Below are 16,146 nucleotides of genomic sequence, written 5' to 3' on the forward strand. Positions count from 1 at the left end.
TCAGGCCACCGGCTCGGCGAAGACGATCCGGTTCTGGTCGTAGTGGCCCGAGCCGCGGTCGAAGACGCCGCCGCAGGTGATCAGCCGCAGCTGGTCGGTCGGCTGCGCCCCGAAGACGCGGGAGGTCGGGAACTCCGCCTTCGGCGCGTCGACGACCTCGGTGACGGCGTAGCCGACGACGTCCCCGTCGACCGTGGTCACGTCGACCCGGTCGCCGACGACGAGCTCGTCGAGGCGGGCGAAGACCGCTGGGCCCGACGCCGAGTCGACGTGGGCGGCGATCACGGTCGGCCCGCGCCCGCCGGGTCGGCCCCCGCCGGTGAACCACCCGACGTCGTCCGCGTCCACGGGTACCTCCATGGCACCGTCGTCGGCGATGCCGAGATCGATCAGCGGGGCGTCCAGCCCGATGGCCGGCACCGAGACGGCCGCCGGAGCGACGCCCTCGCCGACCACCTCGCCGCTGCCGTCGACCCCGCCGCCGTCGACCCCGCCCACCGCAGGAGGTGCGGTGCCCGTCGCCGACGGAGCCGCGGTCGCCGAGGGGCTCGCCCCCGCCCCCGGGGCCGGCGTCACCGTCGGTGCGACCACCCCGGGTGACGCGCACCCGGCGAGGGCCAGCACGACGCCGACGACGACCACCGGGCGGAGGGAGCGGAGCACGTCAGGCCCGGGCCGCGCGCTGACGACGGGTCAGGACGTACGCACCCGCACCGAGCAGGGCGAGGGCCCCGGCGCCACCGGCCGCGAGGCCGAGACCGCCGGCCGACGCGCTCTCGGCGGCCGCGCCTCCGAGTCCGGTGTCGACGCCACCGACGGGCACCTGCGTCAGCTGGCCGCGGACGACGCCGGCCGCGAACGTGGCCGTGTGCGAGTCGCCCGTGAAGCCGGCCGGGTTCGCCTCGAGCTGCTTCAGGCTGAAGCCGGTGCCCGTGTCGGCCCCGGCGGCGCTCATGACGCCGGTCGTGAAGGGCCCCTGCAGGCAGCCGCTGCTCGTGCGCGTGCCGTCACCGCGGTCCACCGGGTTCGGGAACGCGATGCGCGGCGGGCCGGCCTGGCCCTTCGCCGCCTCGTGGATGTGCGTCGCGGTCTTCGCCGGGCTCTGGTACTCGCCCGTGACGCCGCGCAGGGTGATGTCGTAGCAGATCACCTCGGTGTCGCTGTTGACGCGGAAGTCGAACGTGCCCGTGGCACCGGCCTCGCCCGGGGTGGCGACCCCGTCGTTGTTGATCACCTGGTCGGGCGTCGCCATCACCGTGTAGGCGCTGGTGAAGGTCGCGGGCTCGGGCACCTCGGTCTCGGCGAACGCGGGCGTCACGCCGAACAGGGTGACGGCGGTCGCGGCGGCGCCACCGATCGTCAGGGTGCGGATGGCGGTCTTCTTGGTCGTGCGCGTCATCTTCGGCATGCTCCGGGTCCTCTCGACGGGGCGGCGCCCGGGCGGGTGCCGCTCGACAGGGCCTACGTCGTCGGGCCTCGACGCGTTCACCCGGTGCCGAGAAAGTTTTCTCGGCGGTGCGGTGAACACCGGAGACGCAGCGGACGTAGACCCCGTCGGCATCCGCGAACGGCGTGGATAGGCTGGAGGGCAGGCGGATGATCGCCGTCATGGGTCGCGCGGGGCCCGTCCCGGGCCGCGTCGCAGATCGGAGCCCGATGAGCGAGGGGTCGTCCGGTCTCGACGTCCGGGCCGCGTTCGTCGAACACGGCTCGTCGCTGCTCGGTTTCGCCGTCAACGCCCTCCGCGACCGGGCGCTCGCCGAGGACTGCGTGCAAGAGACCTTCGTGCGGGCCTGGCGCGCCCGCGACTCGTTCGACGCCGACCGCGGCAGCGTCCGCACCTGGCTGTTCGCGATCGAACGCCGCGTCGTGCTCGACGTGTACCGGGCACGCACGCGCACGCCGTCGGTCGTGCCGCTCGAGCACGCCCCCGACCCCGTGGCGACCGTCGCCGACCCGCTCGAGCGCCTGGGCATGGCCGAGGGGCTCGCCCGCTTGAGCGACGACCACCGGGCGGCCGTGGTGGCCGTCCACCTCGAGGGCCTGAGCTACCGCGAGGTCTCCGAGCGCACGGGCGTGCCCGTCGCGACCCTCCGCACCCGCGTGTTCCACGCGCTGCGTGCCCTCCGCACCCACCTCGACGACCAGGAGACGACCGATGACTGACCGCACGCCAGGGGTGGGGGCCGGTGACGGTGCCGGTGCCGGGGACGGCGGGGGCGCCGACGGTGTCGGGGGCTCCGACGCCCGTCGTGACGAGTTGACGTCCGCGGCGCTCGCGGACGACCTCTCGCCGAGCGAACGCGTCGAGTTCGACGCGTTGCGGGCCGCCGACCCGTCGATCGACGCCGAGTTGGCGTCGCTGGGCGTCGTCGTCGGAGGGCTCTCGGACTTCGGTCGTTGGGACGAGGTCGCCCCGAGCGACGGACTCCGCGAGCGCATGGACGCCGTCGGACGGGCCGGAGACGACCCGGCCGTGGGGCGGGCGACCGATGACGGCATCGCCTCGGACGTCGGCACCGCCTCGGGCGTGGGCACGGCTTCGGACGCTGGCACCGCTTCCGACGTCGGCACCGCCTCCGATGCCGGCATCCTGTCCGGCGCCGGCACGACGGGGGACGACCCGACGCTCCCGCGCATCGGTCCGCACGTCGCCACCGCCCGCTCGGGCCGGGGCCGTCGCCCGCTGCTGATCGCCGTCGCCGCCGCCGCATGCCTGGCGATCGGGGCCGGGGGCGGAGTCCTGCTCGCGATGCCTCGCGACACGGTGGTGGCCGGCCCGGCCGGCACCCTCGGCGCCGTCGAGCACGTGGACTTCGTCGGTCAGCCCGCCGGGGTCGACCTCGACGGGGACCTCGTCGCCCACACCTGGGGCACCGAGACCGTCCTCAGCATCGACGGCCTGCCGACGGGCTCGGCGTTCACGGTCGTGGTGGTCGGGGGCGACGGGCGTGAGTACGAGTCCGGTGCGTTCCTCGGGTCGGACGTGCGCGTCGACTGTCGGTTGAACGCCGCCGTGCTGCGGCCCGACGTGGCGTCCGTCGAGATCCGTGCCGCGGACGGCCACGACATCGCCGTCGCGTCGGTGCCCCCGGTCGCGAGTTGAGCCGCGCCTCTCGGCCGTGTCGACCCGCGCCTCCTGCTCTCGTCCGTCGAGATGTCACGACGTGCCGCTCACCTCGGGACGTGAGCCGCGAGTCGTGATGTCTCGCCGGGCTCAGACGACGGTCAAGGAGGCGCGGGTCGCCTCGATCGTCGCGAGCAGCGACCTCGAGTCGGCCAGCGAGTGCAGAGGCGAGTCGCGCAGCCCGGCATCGACGTAGGACGCCAGGGCCGTCGCCTGGTAGGCCAAGCCCTGGCGGCCGGTCGGGACGGACGGGTCGCTCCAGACGGCCTTGTCGCGGCCCGTGGTCAGCTCGAACGTCGCGGGGAAGACGAGGTTCTGCAGGGTGCGGATCGAGCCGGTCGTGCCCGAGATCGTGCCGAGTCCGGGCGAGGTCGTGAGCAGGCTGGTCGCCGCGGTTGCCAGCACCCCGTCGGCCGTGCGGGTGACGACGGCCGCGTCGAGGTCGACGCCGTCGGCCCGGGTCGAGCCGGTGGCGTGCCACTCGACGGGGTGACCGGTGGCGAACTGGGTGAACCAGAAGGCGTAGACGCCGATGTCGAGCAGGGCGCCGCCGCCGAGGGCCGGGTCGGTCATGCGTCCGCCGGCCGAGAGGTCGTTCGCCCAGGCGACGTCGGCGGTCGCCAGTCGCACGTCTCCGATCGCCCCCTCGGCGAGCAGTTCGGCGATGACGGTGGTGTGCGGCAGGTACCGCGTCCAGAGCGCCTCCATCGCGAGGACCCCCGCGGCGCTCGCCGCAGCCACGATCTCGTCGGCTTCGGCGGTGCTGGTCGCCATCGGCTTCTCGATCAGGACGTGCTTCCCGCCACGGATCGCGGTCAGGGCGTCGGGCAGGTGCCGGGTGTGGGGCGTGGCCACGTAGACGACGTCGACGTCGGGGGAGGCGACCAGCGCCTCCGCGTCCCCGTGGGCGGTGTCGACGCCGTGGGCGCGGGCGAACGCCTCGGCCCGGTCGAGGCTGCGCGAGGCCACGGCGACCACGCGCTGGTCGGTGTGCGCGTGCAGGGCGTCGGTGAAGTCGCCGGTGATCTCGCCCGGGCCGATCACGCCCCAGCGGAGGACCGGCCCGCCCCGCAACGGGACGGCCGTCGAAGCGGGGAAGCTCGGGGTGCTCGGGGTCTGCGGGGACATGCGTTCTCCTCGGGGTCACGTCGTCGTGGGTGCATCCATCTTCGCGGGTGCGGGTGCGGGTGCGGGTGCGGGCGGCTGCCAGTCTGCGTGTGCGTGTGCGGCTGCGGGTGTCCGACGGTCGCCCCTCGCCCTCACTCGTGTTCGGCGAACCGCCCGATGCCGATCACGTCGAGCAAGCGCAGTTTGGCGTCGTCGTCGGACCCGGGCGTCGCCGTCAGCACGAGGAGCGTCTGCGACTGGTCCTCGGTGAAGAGGGCCTGGCAGTCCACCTCGATGCGGCCGAGCTCGGGATGCAGCAGCGTCTTGCGGTCGTCGAAGCGTTGGTGGACCGCGTGACGGCTCCAGATCGTCGCGAACTCGTCGCTCGAGGCGAGCAGCGCCTCCACCAGTTCGCGCGGTCGCCCGCGGCCGCCCGCCAGGCTGAGCGCCGCCCGCAGCCCGGACGCCTGCAGCTCGAGCTGGTGCGCGTGGTCCTCGACCGGGTAGGAGGCGCGCTCGGCCGGGTCGGTGAACCACCGGTGGAACGCGCTGCGGTCGAGACCCTCGTGCCTCATCTGGTCGCCGAGCAGGGCGACCGCGAGCCGGTTCTGCGCGAGCGTCTCGGCCAGGTCGCTGAGGACGAGCGCGGGGGTGTCGTCCAGACGGTCGAGCACCCGCAGCAGGGCGGGACTGACGTGGTCGCCGCCGCGTGTGCGGCGCGGCGGGTGGTGACCGGTCAGGCGGTAGAGATGGTCGCGCTCGTCGAGGCTCAGCCGCAGCGCCCGGGTGAGCGCGACCAGCATCTGCTCGGACGGCTGGGGGCCGCGCTGCTGCTCGAGCCGCGCGTAGTAGTCGGTCGACATGCCGACGAGCCCCGCCACCTCTTCACGACGCAGTCCCGCGGTTCGCCGACGCACGCCCTCGGGCAGCCCGACGTCGGACGGCCGGAGCGCCTCGCGGCGGTGGCGGAGGAAGTCGGCGAGTTCGGCGCGGTCCATCGCCCCATGCTGTCAGCCCCGTCGGCCGCCGACCAGGGAGTGGCGATCCCTGGACGAGCGCTCTCTGCCGGAGCGCGCCTCCCCGGGTCAGAGTGGGGTCGTCGCCCCGACCACCCTCGGCGCGGCGACGACCACCGGCCGCGCCGAGCGCGGCACACCCGAAGGAGCAACCGTGAAGATCAGCGGCAACACCGTGTTCATCCCCGGAGCCACGTCCGGCATCGGCCTGGGCCTCGCCCTGCGCCTGCAGGCCGCCGGCAACACCGTCGTCGTGGCGGGCCGGCGCCGGGCCCTGCTCGACCAGATCGTCCGCGACCACCCGGGCCTCGAGGCCGTCGAGCTCGACACCACCGACCCGCAGGCCGTCGTCGACGTCTCGGCCGAGGTGCAACGCCGCTGGCCCGAGACCAACGTCGTGGTCGCGATGGCCGGCATCATGCAGACCGAGGACGTCACGACAGGTGAGTTCCTCCCGACCGCCGAGGCGATGGTCACGACGAACCTGCTCGGGCCGATCCGCCTGATCGCCGCGTGGACGTCGTTCCTGCAGTCACGGCCGGCGGCATCGATCGTGACCGTGTCGTCCGGGCTCGCGAGCGTGCCGCTGCCGATCACGCCGACCTACAACGCGACCAAGGCGGCGATCCACTCGTTCAGCGAGGGCATCCGCGTGCAGCTCGCCGGCACGAGCGTCCAGGTCGTCGAACTCGTGCCGCCGGCCGTGCAGACCACCCTGCTCGGCCAGCAGGACGACCCGTCGGCCATGCCGCTCGACGAGTACCTCGACGAGACCATGGCGCTGCTCGAGGCCCAGCCCGACGCCCACGAGATCCTGGTCGAGCGGGTCAAGTTCCTGCGCAACGCCGAGGCCGAGGGGCGCTACGACGAGGTGCTGGCGCGGCTCAGCGGTCACTGAGGCGGACCGAGGGCCGCACCCTAGGCTGGGTGGATGAGCACATGGGGTGACTGGGGTCCGGCGGTGGTGGCGATCGTCGTGGCGGTCGTGTACCTCGTGATCGTCGTCAGCATCGTGCGTGCCGTCCGACGGCGTGCCGACACGACGCAGCTCGAGCGCACGGTCTGGACGGTCGCCGCCGTCCTCTTCCCGCTCGGTGCCGGTGCGGTCTGGCTGCTGCTCGGGCCGCACCCGCTCGGGCTGCGCATCGACCACGAGCACGACTGAGCCGGGCCCGGCCGGGTGTCGGTGGCCGCACCTAGCCTGCGGGGGTGACCAGCCCGACGCCCCGACCCGACGAAACCTGCCGAGGAGGCACGGGGCGGCTCGGCGACGATTCCTGCGGTCGTCCGGTCGATCCGTCGTCCCCCGTGCCGCTCTGCGATCGGCACCTCGCGCTCGCTGCCGACTGGGCCGCCTCGCTCGAGGGGTCGGGCGAGGGAGTGACCGACCTGCTGCCGTCGCCGTGCCTCGCGTGCGGGTCGCGGCTCGGCGTGCACTGGCCGTCGGGGTGGCTCTGCGCCGTCTGCGAGTGGCGTCAGGGCGACGTGCCCGACGGCGAGCTCGGGGTCGTGCGGGTCGACGTGGTCTACTACATCCGCTTCGAGGACCGCATCAAGATCGGTACCTCGTCGAACCCCCGACAGCGACTGGGGACGCTCTGGCACGACGAACTCCTGGCCTTCGAGCGTGGCGACCGCCTGGTCGAGCGACGACGGCACGGCCAGTTCGCGGCGTCCCGGTTCGGTCGCACCGAATGGTTCGCCCGGAGTGCCGAGCTCGACGCCCACGTCGCGGCGCTCGCCGAGGGCATCGACGACCCGTGGCAGCGCTACGCCCGCTGGCGCAGCGAGGCGCTGGCCCTGCGCGGCTGAGTCCGCCTCGGATGGCTGGCCCACCTGGCTCGGCCGGCCCGCCTGGCCTGGCTTGACTGGTTGGCCCGCCTGGCCTGGCTGGCGCGGCTGGCTCGGCTGCAGGTTCGTCCGGGGGTCGCGTCACACCACGTTCTGAACGTCGCACCGTGTTTCGTGCAGCGCACCGCGACGAGATCGGGTGCCGTGCACGAAACGCGGTGCGGTGTCGTGGTCGCGCCCTGCCGTGCCGGGGGGCGCGCCGTACTCAGCGGCGCAGGTAGGCGTCGACGAGCAGCGGGCCGCGGATGTCACGCAGCTCGTCGAGCAGCAGGGGCACCGTCTGCCGCGTCAGCCCAGAGAGTTGCAGGTCGTGCGGGCCGAGCGGGGGCAGCTTTCCGGTCCGGAGCCGCACGACCTCCCAGCCGGCGGCCCGCAGGGCGGCGTCCTTGCGGCGGTCGGCGGTCTCGCGGTGCCCGACGTGCTCGAGCCCATGCCGCCCGGTCGAGTCGTACTCGATCGCGACCCGCAGCTCGCTCAGCACGATGTCGGGCCACACCTCGACGTGGTCGAAGAACGGACGGCCGACCCGTACCGCGTTCAGACCGGGCTCGAACTCGAGCCGGGCCGTCAGTCCGGCTCGCAGCTCGGCCTCGACCGCCGACGCCGGCTCGGGGGCACACGCGCTGACGAAAGGCGTACCGGTCGGCAGGGCCGGCGTCTTGTCGCACACCGGCCGGGAGGCGCGGGCCGGCCGAGAGGCGCGGGCCGGCCGGGAGGCGCGCTCGGTGCGGGAGGCGCCGATGGGCGGGGAGGCGCGTTCGGTGGGGGAGCCGCTGATGGGCAGGGAAGCGCGCTCGGTGCGGGAGGCGCCGGTGGGCGGGGAGGCACGCTCGGTGCGGATGTCGCTGACCGGCGGCGAGGTGGGCGAGGCGCGGGAGGGCTCGGGACTGCGGCTCGCCTCCGCGCGCGGCGTCGTCGACGGCAGACCGGTGCTCGAGCCGCGGCGACGCCGGGGCGGAGGTGACGGGGCCGCCGGCACCGCGCCTCCTGCGGTCTGGGCCGCCCAGGCCTGGCCGGACGCCGTCCCGGCATCGCCCGGTGCCGGCCGGGCCTGGCCCGGTGCGCTCGCGCCCTGCGCCGGCATGCTCTCGGCCTGTGCGCGGACCGCCGCCGCGGGTGCCATCGGCGGTCTCATCGGCAGGGCGCGCGGAGCGGCGAGCTCGCTGCACTCGGGGCACCACGACGACCGCCGGCGCTCGCGCCCGGGCCGGTGCCGCTGTTCGTCGGGGGTGGCGACGAAGACGTGGCCCGCGTCGCAGAGCCAGCACAGCCACACGTCGGCCGCGGGCGGGATCTGGCTGAGCACGATGCCGCCGTTGTGTTCGGGCCGGTACTGCCGCACGAGCACCGGGTACGACGCCCACGCCTCGCGGTAGCTGCCCACGGGGTAGGGCACGGCGAGGCCGCGCGACGACCGGCGTCGCGCCCACCAGGCGGCGATCGGCTCGGGCACGCGCACACGCTACGACGGGCCACCGACACTCGGCCCGCAGCCCCGCAGCCCCGCAGCCCCGCAGCCCCGCAGCCCCGCCGACACCCCGCCGACGCCGCACCGGCACCCCGACGGGCCACCGGCACCCGGGCCGACTCCGTCGGACACCCGTAGCATCGACCGGATGCCCGACACCGCCCCTCCCGACGTGCCCGACGTGCCCGACGCCCCCTCCGACGCCCCCGCCGACACCCCCGCCGATGTCCACGCCCGCGGTTTCGTCCGCGTCCGGGGCGCCCGCGAGAACAACCTGCGTGCGGTCGACGTCGACGTCCCGCGCGACAGCATCGTCGCGTTCACCGGCGTCTCGGGCTCGGGCAAGTCGTCGCTGGCCTTCGGCACGATCTTCGCCGAGGCGCAGCGCCGCTTCTTCGAGTCCGTCGCCCCCTACGCGCGGCGGCTGATCGCCCAGGGCGGCGCCCCGCACGTCGACGAGATCACCGGCCTGCCCCCGGCCGTCGCCCTGCAGCAGCGCCGCGGCGCCCCGAGCTCGCGGTCGACCGTCGGCACCCTGACCACGCTGTCGAACTCGATGCGGATGCTCTACTCGCGGGCCGGCAGCTACCCATCGGGGGCCGACCGGCTCGAGTCCGACTCGTTCTCGCCGAACACGGTCGCGGGGGCCTGCCCGCGCTGCCACGGGCTCGGCATCGCGCACGAGGTGACCGAGGCGTCCGCCGTCCACGACCCCGACCTGAGCATCCGCGACGGCGCGATCACCGCCTGGCCGGGAGCCTGGCAGGGTAAGAACCTCCGCGACGTCACGGGCGTGCTCGGCTACGACATCGACCGCCCCTGGCGTGACCTGCCGCAGGCCGATCGCGACTGGCTGCTCTACACCGAGGAGCAGCCCGTGGTCGAGGTGACCCCCCAGCGCGACCGCGTCGCCAAGCCGTACAAGGGCCGCTTCTGGAGCGCCCGCGCCTTCGTCCTGCACACCCTCGCCGACTCGCAGAGCGAGACCCAGCGGACCAAGGTCCTGCAGTACGTCGAGAGCGGTCCCTGCTCGCTCTGCGGTGGCAGCGGCCTGACCCGGGCGGCGCTCACCGTGACCTTCGCCGGCCGGACGATCGCCGAGCTCAACGCCCTGCCGATCGCCGAGCTGGGCGACGTCCTGCGGCCGACGGCGACCCTGACGAGTGCGTCGGCGGCGGTGTCGAACGCGTCGTCGGGCGAGGTCACCGAGGTCGCCGTCCGCATCGCCTCCGACCTGCTGGCCCGGACGACCGTGCTCGCCGACCTCGGGCTCGGCTACCTCAGCCTCGGCCGTGCGACGCCGACCCTGTCGCCGGGCGAGATGCAGCGGCTCCGCATCGCGACCCAGCTGCGCTCGGGCCTGTTCGGCGTCGTCTACGTGCTCGACGAGCCGAGCGCCGGCCTGCACCCCGCCGACGCCGAGTCCCTCGTCGAGGTGCTCGAGCGGCTACGGGCGAGCGGCAACTCGGTGTTCGTGGTCGAGCACGACATGAGCATCGTGCGTCGCGCCGACTGGGTCGTCGACGTCGGCCCGGGGGCCGGCAGCCAAGGAGGCGCGGTGCTCTACAGCGGTCCCGTCGCCGGGCTCGCCGGGGTCGCCGACTCCGTCACGAGGCGGTTCCTCGACCCCTCCGCCGACGGTCGCGCCCGGGGCGGGTCGCTCGTCCGCCGCGAGCCGACCGCCACCCTCGAACTGCGTGGCGTCACCCGGCACAACCTCGACGGCGTCGACGTCGACCTGCCGCTGGGCGTCCTGACCGCGGTCACGGGGGTGTCGGGCTCGGGCAAGTCGACGCTGGTCGGCGGCGTGCTGGCCGAGACGGCGACGAGCCACGAGCGGGTCGACCGCGTCGTGCAGGTCGACCAGAAGCCGATCGGCCGGACTCCTCGGTCGAACCTCGCGACGTACACGGGCCTGTTCGACGCGGTGCGCCAGGCCTTCGCCGCGACCGACGAGGCGCGGGCCCGGGGCTACGGCGCCGGACGCTTCTCGTTCAACGTCGCCGGGGGCCGCTGCGAGGTCTGCCAGGGCGAGGGATTCGTCTCGGTCGAGCTGCTCTTCCTGCCCGGCAGCTACTCGCCGTGCCCCGAGTGCCACGGAGCCCGCTACAACGCCGAGACGCTCGAGGTCACCTGGCACGGCGCGACCGTGGCGGGCGTGCTCGCGATGACGGTCGACGAGGCGGCGACGTTCCTCGCCGAGGTGACCAGCGCCTCCCGGGCCCTCGAGACGTTGCGGCAAGTCGGGCTCGGCTACCTGCGACTCGGTCAGCCGGCCACCGAACTCTCGGGTGGCGAAGCGCAGCGCATCAAGCTCGCGACCGAACTGCAGCGGGCACGCTCGGGCCACACGCTCTACCTGCTCGACGAGCCCACGACGGGCCTGCACCCCGCCGACGTCGAGCTGCTCGTCGCCCAGTTGCAGCTGCTCGTCGACGCGGGCAACACGGTCGTCGTGGTGGAGCACCACATGGGCGTCGTGGCGGCGTCCGACCACGTCATCGACCTGGGCCCCGGCGGAGGGGACGCGGGCGGGCGCGTGCTCGCCGTCGGGACTCCCGAACAGGTGGCCGGAGCGACCGGTAGTCGCACGGCGCCGTACCTCGCGGCGGCGCTGCCCGCCTGAGCCGCCGGGGGCCGCTGACCCGAGGAGCCGAGGAGGCGCGGTCCAGCCGACCCGCGCCTCCTCGGTTCCGTCGTCGGTCGATCTACGGCGAGACCATGCCGCCGTTCACGTTGAGCGTCTCGCCCGAGACGAAGCTCGACTCGGCCGAGGCGAGGAACACGTAGGCCGGTGCCTGCTCGGCGGGCTGGCCGGCGCGACCGAGCGGGGCCTCGCTCGAGCCGAACTCGGGCAGCGACTCGGGGTCGACGCCGTCGGTCACCTGCAGCACGGTCCAGGTCGGGCCGGGCGCGACGACGTTGACGCGGATGCCCTTCGTGATGAGCTGCTGCGCCATGCCCTTCGACAGGTTGTTGACCGCACCCTTGGTGGCGGCGTAGTCGAGGCGGTCGGGCGCGGGCGTGTGGGCCTCGGCCGAGGCGGTGTTGATGATCGTCGAGCCGGGGGCGAGGTGCGGCACGGCGGCCTTGACGATCCAGAACGGGGCGTAGACGTTGGTGCGGAAGGTCAGGTCGAACTGCTCGTCGGTGATGTCGGCGATGTCCTCGTGCCAGACCTGCTTGCCGGCGACGTTGACGACGGCGTCGAGGCCGCCGAGTCCGTCGACCGCCTTCTGCACCAGTTCGCGACAGAAGGAGGCGCTGGTCAGGTCCCCGGGGAGGGCCACGGCCTTCTGCCCCGCGGCCTCGACGAGCGCGATGACGTGGTCGGCGTCGGACTGTTCGCTCGGCAGGTAGTTCAGGGCGACGTCGGCACCCTCGCGGGCGTAGGCGATCGCGACGGCGGCGCCGATGCCCGAGTCGGCACCCGTGATGAGGGCCTTGCGACCCTGCAGGCGTCCCGTGCCGCGGTAGGTCTCCTCGCCGAGGTCGGGGACGGGCGTCATCTGCGACTGCAGGCCGGGCTCGTCCTGGTGCTGCACCTCGGGGCTGATCGTGGGGTAGAGCGTGCGCGGGTCGGAGAAGGTGTACTGGTCGCGGGTCATGCGGGGTCCTCTCTGGTTCTGGGGTGCCCTGGACGCTACGCCGGGCCGCCTCCGCCGACGCGGCGCGTTCGGGGTACGGGCCCGGACGCAGCGGACGAGTGACCGCGGACCGTGCCCGCCATCGTGGCGGAGGACGATCGGCGACCACTCGTCCGGATCGTCGGCGGAGTGCGGGGGCCCGTCAGCGGGTGACGGCGAACGCCGGGGGAGGCGCGTCCACGATCGTCGCCGCGCCGCACGCGATCGCGCGGCTGATCCGCTCGACCAGCTGGTCGGGGACGGGGCGGCCCCAGCCGAAGGCGACGGTGTCCTTGGCGCGTCGGTGAGGGGAGACGTCGCCTTCGAGGGCTTCGTCGAACCGGGGCACGGGGTAGATGCCGAGGTGGCGCGTCCAGGCAGCGAAGTAGAGCGTCTGCCCGTCCTCGAAGCGGATGGCCGGCATGCCGTACCGCAGGCTCTCGACGCCGCCGGTGCAGCCGGCGTGGATGGCCCGTCTCACCCGCTCGAGCGCTTCGCGTCTCTCGGGCGGGAACCCCGCGATGTACTGATCGACCACGGTGTCGCTCATGACGAGTCCTCTCGTTCGCTGGGCACCAGTGTGCGACGGAACGGGCGCGGGCGCCAGCCCCCGGGCCGAGCGTTCGCGTGCGCTCGCCGTGCGCGTCGATCAGGATGCGTTTCCCGGCGAGGTGCAGTAGTCCTCCCTGTGGAGCAGAGCCTGCGACGACCGCCGACGAGGAGATCCCCCACCGCCTCTCACGTGGTGGGGCTGGGTGTCAATGCCCTCACGAGTGGGTCGGGGGAGTGGCTGGATGACGGGACCGCATCGAAGGAGGAGTTCCGCCATGAATGCGTCGAGCACCCCGAACGTCCGTCGCCGTTTCGCTGAGACGCCCGTCCAGAAAGCAGCCCTGGTCGTGGGCATCGTCTTTCTCGTCGTCGGCGTCGCCGGCTTCGTGCCCGGCATCACCACGGACGTGGGGGAGCTGCACGGCGCGGGCCACGACTCCGGCGCCCTCTTGCTGGGCCTGTTCCAGGTCTCGGTCCTGCACAACGTCGTTCATCTGCTCTTCGGAGTCGTGGGCGTCGTCCTTGCCCGGACGGTCCGTGCCGCCCGGCTCTACCTGGTCGTGGGCGGGCTCGTGTACGCGGTGCTGTGGATCTACGGCCTCGTGGTCGACAAGGGCAGCCAGGCGAACTTCGTGCCCCTCAACACGGCCGACGACTGGCTGCACTTCGTGCTCGCGGTGGGCATGGTCGGCCTCGGGCTGCTGCTCGGCCGTCGACGTACGGCCCGGGCCGATCACTGACGGTCGCAGGAGGACGAGGTGAAGGCGAGGAGCACGTGTGTCAGCGCAGCACAGGGGTCCATTCCCCCGTCCCCGTCATCCGGGCGTTGCTGACCGCGTGCGCGACCGCGTCGCGCTCGTCGATCGGAGTCCTGGAGGCCGGCGACCCCGTCGGCTCGTGGTGCACGGCGGAGATGCCTCGCAGGTGCGCCGATCATTGCGACCGTCTGCGGGTGGTGTTGTGAACGGCGCCGCCTCGGCCGGATGGAAGTGCTCGACCGATGAGGAGCAGCACCCGTGGTGCCGACGTCAGCTTCGCTTCATCGGGGGACTCCTTCTCGTGCCGGGTGCATTACTGCCATGGGGCTCGTGAAAGCAACCCCTCCCGGGAAAGAGGGACCTGGTCGATAGGTTCACGGGGTCCCTCCCGCCACAGGGGATCAGGGATGCGAACACGAGTGTCCTGCCGGATGCGCGTTCGTCGAACAAGGGAGCCCCGTGGGCAAGCTCACCTACGACCACTCGTTGTCGGTCGACTTCGAGGACCGCACCCTCGCTCACCTGCAGATCGTGATCGGGATGAAGCTACGCCGGGGAGAGCCGTTCTCCTTCTCCTGGAAAGACGACCAACGAGTCGGCAACGGACGCACCGCGATCTGGCTGCACCCGTCGATCCCGCTGGTGTACAAGTTCTACGGCAGCCGGCTCCCACGGATCAACGGAGACTGGGTTCATGCTCTCGAAGTCGCCGCGAACACCCACCAGGGGCTGCACCTCATCGACGAAGACACGATCAGGTCGGCAGAAACGGTCACGTCGTGACCCGGGTCGACGTCCACCACGGAGGGTTCGTCCACACGATCCACGACATCGACCGCGAGACCGTGACAGAGCAGATCGGTCCTGCGCTTCGTGGGCGGCCCCGCATCCCGGGTCGAGTCGGCGTCAGAGGTGGGTGGCGATCTCGTCGACGCCCGACACGGTGAGGGTGGGTGGCGAGAAGTGCGCGGGGTAGTCCCGCCCGGACCGGTTGATCCAGATCGTCGAGAGACCGGCGTTGGCTGCGCCGTGGACGTCCCAGGGGTGGACGGCGGCGAGGTAGAAGGGGTCGGAGCCCCCGATGCGTCCGCGGGCGTCGGTGTAGGCGGATCGGGCGGGTTTCCAGGGCGAGTGGCCGTCGACTGTCAGCAGTTCTTCCATGGTCCCTCGGGCGCCGGCTTCGTCGAGCAGTCGTTCGGCTGTGGTGGTGGGACCGTTGGACAGGGTGAACAGCCGATGTCCGGCAGCGTGGAGCGCCTGCAGCCCGTCGGCGACGTCGGGGTGCGGTGGCGCGTGGGTGAACGCGGTCATCACGGTGTTCACGCTCTCGTCGAGGTCCCGGGGCAGCACCCACGTGCTCAGCAGGTCGCGGGCGTTGTTCGAGGCGATGTCGGGGAACGAGGCGTCGCCGCCAGAGGTCGTGAGAGCGAAACCGTCTCGGAGGACAGTGGCGAACCACGTCGTCGCCAGCTCTCGGCTTGCTCCGAGGTGTTCGAACGAGGCGGCCACGGGGCTGAGGTCGGAGAGGGTCTCGTTGACGTCGAAGACGATGGTCGCTTGCTGCCGGGTCATCTCACCACTGTGCTCTCGTCTCTCGGGTGCACGGCCCGGATCGGGGTTTCGCGGTGGTGGCCGACCGGATCTCTCGGTCGGTCAAGCCGCTTCCGTTTCTGCGATCAGTCGACGGAGGGTGATCAGGGCATCGCGGATGCGGGTCTTCATCGTCCCGATGGCGACGCCGGCCTCACGAGCAGCCTCGCTGTGGCTCAGCCCGCCGAAGTACACCAGCTCGAGGGCTTGCTGCTGCAGGTCGGTCAAGGTCCGCATGGCCTTCGTCACTCGCTCGTGCTCGACCCGGGTCTCGGCCGTCTCCGCCACGTCGTCCCGTGCGTCGACGAATTCCTTCGCACCGACCGCGAGGTCGCGGTCGCGTGAGGACTGGGAGGCGCGCACCCGGTCGACGGCGCGGCGGTGCGCCATCGTGAGCAGCCACGACGATGCCTTGCCACGCGCGGGATCGAAGCGCCCGGCGGTCTGCCAGGCCTCCAGGAAGATCTCCTGCGTGACCTCCTCGGACTGCGCCGGATCGACCAGGATGCGACGGACCAGTCCGAGGACACGGGCGGCCGTGCGGTCGTAGAAGACGGCGAAAGCTTGCTGGTTGCCTTCGGCGACGAGGACGAGGAGGTCGTCGTCGGAGCGCTCGGTTCCCAAGGGTGGCGCAGGTGCAAGAGACATGGCGTCCAGTCCGGGGGCAGAGGAGGGGGTTTTCGTGCCGATGACGGCACCCGACGAACTCTATGCAATTGAATTCAAAGCGGTGACCCCAGACCAAGGGGCACGAGTCGTGTCCGCGGTGGTCGACACGGTGGCGCTCGCCCGTCTGTCGGCCGGCCCGGACAGAGGAAAACCCCCTCCTGCACGGATGCAGGAGGGGGCCCACCGGGATCACCGGCCCTCGAGGCAGGGCGAGGGCCGGTGCGTCGTCACGGAGACGACCCGGGTTCCAGGCCGCACCTCGCGAGGCGGGGTGCGGCCTCGGGTGTTACTCCGTGGCGGCGGTGATCTTCGCGACGCCGACGAGCATCTCGTCCTGGACGGCGTCGGTCTTGAAGGTCTGGTTCAGCAGCGACGCGGCGTC

Annotated in this window: 17 protein-coding genes; 8 read left to right on the forward strand and 9 right to left on the reverse strand. The window is 72.9% G+C overall.

The genetic code is table 11. From position 1 onward, the window contains the following. Positions 1-663: a class F sortase gene (locus tag ACVJ1F_RS12245; RefSeq protein ID WP_456886509.1), complete on the reverse strand. Its 663-nt coding sequence runs from the start codon at positions 661-663 to the stop codon at positions 1-3. 1 nt (position 664) lies between these two features. Next, a complete protein-coding gene (locus tag ACVJ1F_RS12250; RefSeq protein WP_267659366.1) occupies positions 665-1,408 on the reverse strand; it encodes a CHRD domain-containing protein in 744 nt (247 codons plus the stop codon). A gap of 248 nt (positions 1,409-1,656) precedes the next feature. Between ACVJ1F_RS12250 and ACVJ1F_RS12255 the strand changes: the two genes are divergently transcribed. Together ACVJ1F_RS12255 and ACVJ1F_RS12260 are read left to right on the forward strand one after the other, a co-directional pair. Beyond that, the gene (locus ACVJ1F_RS12255) at positions 1,657-2,166 is read left to right on the forward strand and encodes an RNA polymerase sigma factor (protein WP_043594763.1); all 510 of its coding nucleotides are present in this window, start codon (positions 1,657-1,659) and stop codon (positions 2,164-2,166) included. Continuing rightward, the gene (locus ACVJ1F_RS12260; RefSeq protein ID WP_456886511.1) at positions 2,159-3,106 is read left to right on the forward strand and encodes a hypothetical protein; all 948 of its coding nucleotides are present in this window, start codon (positions 2,159-2,161) and stop codon (positions 3,104-3,106) included. The genes ACVJ1F_RS12255 and ACVJ1F_RS12260 overlap by 8 nt, the downstream gene beginning before the upstream one ends. 111 nt (positions 3,107-3,217) lie before the next feature. On the opposite strand, the gene ACVJ1F_RS12265 is transcribed toward ACVJ1F_RS12260, so the two are convergent. Together ACVJ1F_RS12265 and ACVJ1F_RS12270 are read right to left on the reverse strand one after the other, a co-directional pair. Further along, positions 3,218-4,255, reverse strand: a complete 1,038-nt coding sequence (locus ACVJ1F_RS12265; protein ID WP_456886513.1) for a Gfo/Idh/MocA family protein — start codon at positions 4,253-4,255, stop codon at positions 3,218-3,220. A gap of 131 nt (positions 4,256-4,386) precedes the next feature. Beyond that, on the reverse strand, positions 4,387-5,232 hold the full coding sequence (locus tag ACVJ1F_RS12270) for a helix-turn-helix transcriptional regulator (RefSeq protein WP_056042983.1): 846 nt from the start codon (positions 5,230-5,232) through the stop codon (positions 4,387-4,389). 172 nt (positions 5,233-5,404) lie between these two features. On the opposite strand from ACVJ1F_RS12270, the gene ACVJ1F_RS12275 reads away from it, so the two are divergent. Genes ACVJ1F_RS12275 through ACVJ1F_RS12285 form a run of 3 tightly spaced genes read left to right on the forward strand, consistent with a single transcriptional unit; the run spans position 5,405 to position 7,062 of the window. Continuing rightward, a complete protein-coding gene (locus ACVJ1F_RS12275; protein ID WP_456886516.1) occupies positions 5,405-6,148 on the forward strand; it encodes an SDR family oxidoreductase in 744 nt (247 codons plus the stop codon). A 33-nt stretch (positions 6,149-6,181) separates the two neighbouring features. Further along, on the forward strand, positions 6,182-6,415 hold the full coding sequence (locus ACVJ1F_RS12280) for a PLDc N-terminal domain-containing protein (protein ID WP_159827332.1): 234 nt from the start codon (positions 6,182-6,184) through the stop codon (positions 6,413-6,415). Positions 6,416-6,459: 44 nt separating this feature from the next. Next, a complete protein-coding gene (locus tag ACVJ1F_RS12285) occupies positions 6,460-7,062 on the forward strand; it encodes a GIY-YIG nuclease family protein (protein WP_456886518.1) in 603 nt (200 codons plus the stop codon). Between the two features lie 244 nt (positions 7,063-7,306). On the opposite strand, the gene ACVJ1F_RS12290 is transcribed toward ACVJ1F_RS12285, so the two are convergent. Further along, complete coding sequence (locus tag ACVJ1F_RS12290) at positions 7,307-8,554, reverse strand: zinc-ribbon domain-containing protein (RefSeq protein ID WP_456886520.1); 1,248 nt, start codon at positions 8,552-8,554, stop codon at positions 7,307-7,309. 163 nt (positions 8,555-8,717) lie between these two features. On the opposite strand from ACVJ1F_RS12290, the gene ACVJ1F_RS12295 reads away from it, so the two are divergent. After that, on the forward strand, positions 8,718-11,195 hold the full coding sequence (locus tag ACVJ1F_RS12295) for an ATP-binding cassette domain-containing protein (protein ID WP_456886522.1): 2,478 nt from the start codon (positions 8,718-8,720) through the stop codon (positions 11,193-11,195). A gap of 82 nt (positions 11,196-11,277) precedes the next feature. On the opposite strand, the gene ACVJ1F_RS12300 is transcribed toward ACVJ1F_RS12295, so the two are convergent. Both ACVJ1F_RS12300 and ACVJ1F_RS12305 read right to left on the reverse strand, forming a co-directional pair. After that, positions 11,278-12,177, reverse strand: a complete 900-nt coding sequence (locus ACVJ1F_RS12300; RefSeq protein ID WP_056042968.1) for an SDR family oxidoreductase — start codon at positions 12,175-12,177, stop codon at positions 11,278-11,280. 181 nt (positions 12,178-12,358) lie between these two features. After that, positions 12,359-12,745: an iron chaperone gene (locus tag ACVJ1F_RS12305; RefSeq protein WP_056042961.1), complete on the reverse strand. Its 387-nt coding sequence runs from the start codon at positions 12,743-12,745 to the stop codon at positions 12,359-12,361. 277 nt (positions 12,746-13,022) lie between these two features. Between ACVJ1F_RS12305 and ACVJ1F_RS12310 the strand changes: the two genes are divergently transcribed. Together ACVJ1F_RS12310 and ACVJ1F_RS12315 are read left to right on the forward strand one after the other, a co-directional pair. Further along, a complete protein-coding gene (locus ACVJ1F_RS12310) occupies positions 13,023-13,487 on the forward strand; it encodes a DUF4383 domain-containing protein (RefSeq protein ID WP_456886524.1) in 465 nt (154 codons plus the stop codon). A gap of 477 nt (positions 13,488-13,964) precedes the next feature. Then, the gene (locus tag ACVJ1F_RS12315; RefSeq protein WP_456886526.1) at positions 13,965-14,288 is read left to right on the forward strand and encodes a DUF7882 family protein; all 324 of its coding nucleotides are present in this window, start codon (positions 13,965-13,967) and stop codon (positions 14,286-14,288) included. 123 nt (positions 14,289-14,411) lie between these two features. Here ACVJ1F_RS12315 and ACVJ1F_RS12320 read toward each other — a convergent pair whose 3' ends face one another. Both ACVJ1F_RS12320 and sigK read right to left on the reverse strand, forming a co-directional pair. Continuing rightward, a complete protein-coding gene (locus ACVJ1F_RS12320; protein ID WP_456886528.1) occupies positions 14,412-15,077 on the reverse strand; it encodes a haloacid dehalogenase type II in 666 nt (221 codons plus the stop codon). Positions 15,078-15,158: 81 nt separating this feature from the next. After that, positions 15,159-15,743 (reverse strand): ECF RNA polymerase sigma factor SigK, encoded by a 585-nt coding sequence (gene sigK / locus ACVJ1F_RS12325; protein WP_456886530.1) that lies wholly within the window; start codon positions 15,741-15,743, stop codon positions 15,159-15,161. Positions 15,744-16,146 lie beyond the last annotated feature (403 nt).

The organism is Frigoribacterium sp. 2355 (assembly GCF_054060695.1).